At 58.6% G+C, this 5963-nt stretch carries 8 protein-coding genes and 1 pseudogene; 6 read left to right on the forward strand and 3 right to left on the reverse strand.

The window, feature by feature from the left end; genetic code table 11:
- Positions 1–80: pseudogene (locus tag BHD06_RS23385) on the reverse strand (IS6 family transposase); the annotation flags it as partial.
- 144 nt (positions 81–224) lie between these two features.
- On the opposite strand from BHD06_RS23385, the gene BHD06_RS24600 reads away from it, so the two are divergent.
- The 5 genes from BHD06_RS24600 to BHD06_RS22110 all read left to right on the forward strand — a co-directional run bounded on the left by BHD06_RS24600 (position 225) and on the right by BHD06_RS22110 (position 3950).
- On the forward strand, positions 225–1148 hold the full coding sequence (locus tag BHD06_RS24600) for a PleD family two-component system response regulator (protein ID WP_254892574.1): 924 nt from the start codon (positions 225–227) through the stop codon (positions 1146–1148).
- A gap of 12 nt (positions 1149–1160) precedes the next feature.
- Positions 1161–1316: a recombinase family protein gene (locus BHD06_RS24605; RefSeq protein WP_303245701.1), complete on the forward strand. Its 156-nt coding sequence runs from the start codon at positions 1161–1163 to the stop codon at positions 1314–1316.
- A 79-nt stretch (positions 1317–1395) separates the two neighbouring features.
- A complete protein-coding gene (locus tag BHD06_RS22100) occupies positions 1396–1623 on the forward strand; it encodes a hypothetical protein (protein ID WP_139784853.1) in 228 nt (75 codons plus the stop codon).
- Positions 1624–2195: 572 nt separating this feature from the next.
- On the forward strand, positions 2196–3305 hold the full coding sequence (locus BHD06_RS22105; RefSeq protein WP_080459106.1) for a HEAT repeat domain-containing protein: 1110 nt from the start codon (positions 2196–2198) through the stop codon (positions 3303–3305).
- A 126-nt stretch (positions 3306–3431) separates the two neighbouring features.
- A complete protein-coding gene (locus tag BHD06_RS22110) occupies positions 3432–3950 on the forward strand; it encodes an OsmC family protein (protein ID WP_176214472.1) in 519 nt (172 codons plus the stop codon).
- A gap of 326 nt (positions 3951–4276) precedes the next feature.
- Here BHD06_RS22110 and BHD06_RS22115 read toward each other — a convergent pair whose 3' ends face one another.
- A complete protein-coding gene (locus tag BHD06_RS22115) occupies positions 4277–4627 on the reverse strand; it encodes a cupredoxin domain-containing protein (RefSeq protein ID WP_080459108.1) in 351 nt (116 codons plus the stop codon).
- A gap of 98 nt (positions 4628–4725) precedes the next feature.
- The gene (locus BHD06_RS22120; RefSeq protein ID WP_080459109.1) at positions 4726–5025 is read right to left on the reverse strand and encodes a hypothetical protein; all 300 of its coding nucleotides are present in this window, start codon (positions 5023–5025) and stop codon (positions 4726–4728) included.
- Positions 5026–5089: 64 nt separating this feature from the next.
- Between BHD06_RS22120 and BHD06_RS22125 the strand changes: the two genes are divergently transcribed.
- The gene (locus tag BHD06_RS22125; protein ID WP_254892573.1) at positions 5090–5881 is read left to right on the forward strand and encodes an IS256 family transposase; all 792 of its coding nucleotides are present in this window, start codon (positions 5090–5092) and stop codon (positions 5879–5881) included.
- Positions 5882–5963: the final 82 nt, after the last annotated feature.

The following is a 5963-nucleotide window of genomic DNA, read 5'->3' on the forward strand; positions in this document are numbered from 1 at the left end:
TAGACCCAGACGGCATATGCAACGATTTCACGAGGGAATCGGTAGCCTTTCAAGCGCGGCATGGAGGACGGTATATTCATACCCAATGCCTAACCAAGCGCCGCACTGCAAACAAGTTGGCAATCCCGTCTGAACCCTTGGCCAGTACACATTGGGCGATTGCCGAAACGTCGATGAGCATCCTCGCCGTCGATGACGATCCCTTCATCCTGGAACTCATACCGATGATCTCAGCGAAGGTAGGCTTCTCGCGGGTCAGGCCCGTCGTTTCGGGTGAACAGGCTCTCAAGCTGCTTGAAAGCACCGAATCGGTCTTCGATTGCCTTCTGTTCGACATCAACATGCCGGACATGGACGGTATCGAACTCTGCCGACGTGTTCGCCAGATTCCCCGGTATCGCGAGACGCCGATCGTGATGCTGACTGCCATGCGTGACATGAAGCACATGGGCGAGGCCTTCCGGGCAGGTGCGACGGACTACGTATCCAAACCATTCGACATCGAAGAGCTGGGCGCGCGCCTGCAACTGGCGCAGGAAGCAGGTCAGGCACGCGAGAAGACCCTTGCTCGGACGGCAGATATGGGCCCCCCATCGATTCCGGCACCCGACTACGGCTTCGAACTACCCGAAGGAATACGGATCGTAGGCGTGACAAATCTCGTCGACCACACGGTTCTGTCGAATTATCTGACCCAGTTGCCCCGAAAGGAAGCAACCGACGTTCAGGTGTTCGCCGTCAACTTGGATCGGATCGAAAAGATCCACTCTCGATCTTCGCCCGAACAGTTCGCTTCCCTGCTCGAACATTTGGCTACAACGGCGGGCGATTGTTTCGGTGTTAACCGACCTTTGATGGCCTACGCCAGCAACGCGAACCTTCTGGTTGTCGCCTTTTCAGCAAGCCCTATTTCGGCAAGCAATCTGGAAGTTGGCCTCGAAAACCGGCTTAAAGGCAACATCGCTTATCTTGGCTCCGGCGATGGCACAGCGATCGGCGTATCTGTCGGGGGACCGGTACAGTTGCAAGGAACAAAAGCGGAGCGCGCCAGAACAACAACCAATCGCGCGATCGCTCTTGCGGCAACCAGAGCCTTGGATAAACGGAGCCGACCGGTCGCTGGGCTGGTCAAGCGCTATCCGCATTAAACGCTCGCCGTCATTTGCCGCGATCGATTGGGACGCTCGCTCAAGGAACTCCTGGAAACCGTCGACGACCTCAAGGCCAGGGAGACAAATCTCATTAACCTCGAAGAACGGATCGGCACAACATCCGCCGCCGGGTGTCTGACGTCAGCACCTATGGGACAGATTTGAGGTTTTCGTAACGGAGATGCGGTCATCGGGCCGATTCGCCACCATTATTGTGGTGGTTTTCGGGAAAGAGGAGATGACCATGACGTATTACATAGGGCTTGATGTTTCAGTTGAGAGTACGGCCGTGTGCATGATCGCCGCAGATGGTTGCGTCAAGAAAGAGTTTTCTGCGCGTAGCCATCCTGAGGATCTCGCAAATGCGCTGGATCCGTTTTCTGATGAGATTGCTGGGATCGGTCTCGAAGCTGGCCCATGTCTGGCTTCCTTGTTGAGAGCCTCAAGCAGAGAGGCTTGCACAGCGTTCTGATGGAGACGCGCAGGGTTCATGCCGCTCTATCCGCCATTCCGGTCAAGACGGATCGGCGGGATGCCCGTGGCATCGCCGAGCTTCTTCGAATGGGCTGGTTTCAGCCTGGGCGTTTGAAGACCCCTGCCGCCCGGGACCTGCGGGTGATGCTGTCGCCGGGGATACCGCCCACCAGGCGACATCGCCTGAGGTCAAGGAATTGCGCTACGAGTCACCCGCGCTGAAGGAAAACGTGCCGACAGATAATCCTGATGGCTACGCCGAAAATAGTCGAAGCGATCGCGGAAATGTGAAACTTTCCGGGTTTACCGGAGGCCCTTCCCCGTGAGTAGGATGCTCCTCCATGAGAAAGAGCACGAACAAGTATTCCGCCAAACTGATGCCCATGTACGTGCTTACTGGCATCGTCATCAATGACGGGTAATGCATTGGCCTGACGGAAATCCGACTTTCGGTCCGGCACCCTGGCACCGGCTCAGACACACCGGCTCAGAGAGCGAATTTGGATGAGCGTCGGGTCCATGCAATGTCCCTAGCACCATTGATAGATCAACGACCGAACGAGAGTAGGTATGACTGTAGTTGACGAACCCAAGAACACACCGCCGACTTCGATCTCTGACGTATTTCAGCGCGTGGCCAACCACGCTTTCCATCCAGTCAGCGAAGAGAGTTTCACCAAGGATCGCAGGCTGCTGACGGATGGCATCGCCGACTTTGCTGATAATGATTGGCAAGTCCGCCTGCTTGCCGTGCGCGATCTGGTCGTCGCCGGAGCAGGCGCGCTCGAAGACATTGTCAAAGGATTGGACGCTGCTGACATCCAGGTCCGTTACGTCGTCGCCACAGCTCTGGGGATTATCGGCGACGAAGCCGCGGCGCGCGCGCTGGAGCGTACCGTCAAGCAAGACCCTGACGCACTAGCACGCTCAGCGGCCACCATGGCCCTTGGCCAGATCGGGCATAGAGAAACGCTGAAAGTGCTCGGACGCATCCAGGAGAAAGACCCATCCCAGGATGTTCGTCATCAGGCCGAGCTGGCCATCGACCAGATCGAGAAATCAATGGGGGCGACAGAGCAGCTGCGCGAGGCCTTTCGCACGTTGGATCCGGCGTCCTTCGGGCGTGTCCGCGCGGGCGACACGGCGGCTGACTTCGAATTACCCGACACGGACGGGGACCGTTGGCATCTGGGTCAGGCTCTCGACGGCGAGCACTGGGTTGTGCTGGTCTGGGTATTCGCTGACTGGTGTCCCGTCTGCCATCGTGAATTCGCAGAACTCATCGAACTGCGCGACGAGTTCCGCAGGACCAACGTGTGCGTCGCCACACTAGAAGCTCATGATACCTACCGTACACGCGTGATGGTCGGCAAGGAACTGGACCCGAAATACTGGTTTGCCGGGGAGTCTTTTCAGGAAGCCTATATCGACAACATCTGGTGGCCACACTTGATCGACCGGGCGGGTGCAGTCGGGGGGCGCTACGGCATCGATCCGATGGCCTATGCTGTTCATGCCGAATACATCAACCGCCCGGCCACGATCATCATCGACCCTGACGGCATTGTCCGGCTGGCTTGGTTCGGTACCTACTGGGGTGACCGCCCGAGCATGTCCGACGTTCTGGCAATGATCCAAAGCGGGGAGTTCGAATTCAATCACGCCAACGCTTGCGAGTGAGTCACCAGTCTTCTCAGCGGAAGGAACTTCGTCGCGACGGTCTGCCGGTCACAATCGGTTGATTTTCGTTGTTTGGTTTTGCGCCACTGCCAAATGAACAAGGATGTAACACGAAGGAGATGTGAAATGACAAACGGTTTGAAGGCCCTCAATCTCGACGCCTACGAAGCGACCCGCGATGCAGTAAGTCGTGATCCAGATGCAGGCAAAGGCAGCTTCGAAGCAATAACCGAGTGGCGCGAAGGTGCCCAGGCCGTGACCCGGGCGCGCTCATTCACGATTGAGACTGATGAACCCGAGGCACTCGGTGGACGCGACGAGCAGATCGACCCTATGGAACTCCTGCTTGCCTCGCTCGGCACCTGCCTCACGATCGGCTGGGCCACCAAGGCGCGCCAACGCGGTGTCGATTTTCGCAATCTCAGGATTCGGGTGTCCGCACCATTCGATCTACGAGGTTATCTCAACACCGACACTTCAGTGCGCCCGGGCTTTACCGAACTCGCCTACACGGTAGAGGTCGAGAGCGACGCAGATGCCGAGACTCTCGAAGAAATACGCAAATCTGCTGAACATACTTCGCCGATGTTTGACAACATTTTGAACGCTACGCCTATCAGAGGGGAGGTTTCAAGGACTTCCTGAATGCGGTTCTCTTTCGTTCGGAGAATAAAGAGCCCGCTCGGTCTTCCGCCGTCTCCACCCGAGGACAACGATACCGAGCGGGTCATGAGCGGCGCGACCTTTCTGTACGAAACCATTATGAAGGTGGTCCGGCTGACCTGCCACGGAATTTTTCCTCCATTTGGAATTAGAGTCCGGCCCAACTTGGTCCGACCCCGAGCCTTCTACCGCCGTTGGCGAGAGTTTTCCCGCTTCGATCAGGGTGACAGGCTGGTAAGCTAGCAATCTGGACGACGACATCGCGTCTTTACCCGCAAAGTTGCAACAGGTTCCGGAGGTGGTCGGGGCTATTCGGCGACCACAAGTTTGCCAGTCATGCCAGCGGGGGCGTGTCCGGGAACGCTGCACTTGATTTCGTAGGATCCCGGTTCGTCGGGCGTCACAGTCAGCGTTGCCGTCTTGCCCGACTGTATCGTCTCGGTGGCGACGTCGAGCCTCGGGATCTCGAGGTTGTGACTCAGCGCGCCGGTGTTCTCGAAGGTAATCTCGACGGTCTCGCCGGCCTCGACTTCGATCCGGGCCGGCTTGAAGGCGTATTCTTCTCCTTCGACCTCGAGACTGTGAGCAGCCACGGCCCCCGCAGTCATACCGGCAATGACAGATGCGGCAAGGGCGAGCGGTGCTTTACGGACTGGCATGGCGGACCTCCGTGTGTATGCGTTTTACAAAGACCTGCGGTCCTGGATGGGTCGCTGGATGAACCGGCCCCGGCGGGGCCGGCCAAGTCGATCCGGGCTCAGTTCACCACTGTGTCCTGCTCGAACATGATGTGCATGAAGGGCTGCGTCTCGCCTTTTGGCAGTTCGAATGCCGTGGGCACCGGACTGAAGGCGGGGCCCTTGTCGGTCGGCGCGACAGGCAGAACGATCAGATGCGTGTGGTGGGGCTGCTCGGCCACGTGCCACTCATCAGGGCTGAGCGGCATTTCTTCCTGCTGTGCGAGGCTGTAGTCGGTGGTCCGCACGGTCTCGCTGGTCATAAGGTGCATGACCTGGCGCGGCGCTTCGAGCTCACCATTGACGTAGACCTCGCCCACGGAGAGTGTCCGATCTTCTGTGTAACTGGGATTTGGTCCATGCTTTCTGAGAGGAGCAAGGACGATGACAATTTCCAAGGAACTACTGGACGAGTTGCTGAAGGGCTGCGAGCGGCCAGAGGATCTGCTCGGCGATGCCGGGCTGATGAAGGAACTCAAGATCAAGCTCATGGAGCGGATGCTGGGTGCCGAGCTGACTGCGCATCTGGGCTACGAGGATGGCAAGGACGCGCCCGTGGGGCAGGCCAACCGGCGCAACGGCACGTCCGCAAAGCGGCTGAAGGGTCAGGACGGCGAGGTGCCAATCGCCGTGCCGCGCGACCGCGATGGCAGTTTTGAGCCGGAGTTGGTGAAGAAGGGCCAGACCCGGATCGACGGCATCGACGACAAGATCGTCGGGCTCTATGCCGCCGGTCTGACGGTGCGCGACATCCGCGCCCACCTTGAGGATGTCTACGGGCTGCAGGTCTCGCCTGACCTGATCAGCCGCGTCACAGACGCCGTTCTGGATGAGGTGCGGGACTGGCAGAGCCGAGCGCTGGAGCGGATGTATCCGATCGTGATCTTCGACGCGCTGCGGGTCAAGATCCGCGACGCTGACAGCCGAATGGTCAAGAACAAGGCTGTTTACGTGGCCTTGGGCGTCACCCGTGACGGGGTGCGCGAGGTGCTTGGCCTGTGGATTGCCGACAACGAAGGGGCCAAGTTCTGGCTGTCGGTGATGAACGAGTTGAAGAACCGTGGGGTTCAGGACGTTCTGATCGCGGTCGTGGACGGTCTCAAGGGCTTCCCCGAGGCCATCACCGCCGCCTGTAGCGCGACAATCTGGGTGAGAAGAGCGCGTCAATCAGGATGAGAATCCTTGGTCGCGACGTTTGTGACGATGGCGGTCTTTTCAGCCGCGATCAAGTGGTTTGTGTTTTTGATTGTCGCGGCGC

It is taken from the genome of Roseovarius sp. A-2, from assembly GCF_002072155.1.
In the GTDB taxonomy this organism is placed as follows: Bacteria; Pseudomonadota; Alphaproteobacteria; order Rhodobacterales; family Rhodobacteraceae; genus Roseovarius.

Excerpts from the sequence above, each read along its gene's own strand:
- BHD06_RS24600 (WP_254892574.1), top strand. The coding sequence starts at position 225 with ATGATCTCAGCGAAGGTAGGCTTCTCGCGGGTCAGGCCCGTCGTTTCG.
- BHD06_RS22100 (WP_139784853.1), top strand. The coding sequence starts at position 1,396 with ATGACGTATTACATAGGGCTTGATGTTTCAGTTGAGAGTACGGCCGTG.
- BHD06_RS22105 (WP_080459106.1), top strand. The coding sequence starts at position 2,196 with ATGACTGTAGTTGACGAACCCAAGAACACACCGCCGACTTCGATCTCT.
- BHD06_RS22110 (WP_176214472.1), top strand. The coding sequence starts at position 3,432 with ATGACAAACGGTTTGAAGGCCCTCAATCTCGACGCCTACGAAGCGACC.
- BHD06_RS22115 (WP_080459108.1), bottom strand. The coding sequence starts at position 4,627 with ATGCCAGTCCGTAAAGCACCGCTCGCCCTTGCCGCATCTGTCATTGCC.
- BHD06_RS22125 (WP_254892573.1), top strand. The coding sequence starts at position 5,090 with ATGACAATTTCCAAGGAACTACTGGACGAGTTGCTGAAGGGCTGCGAG.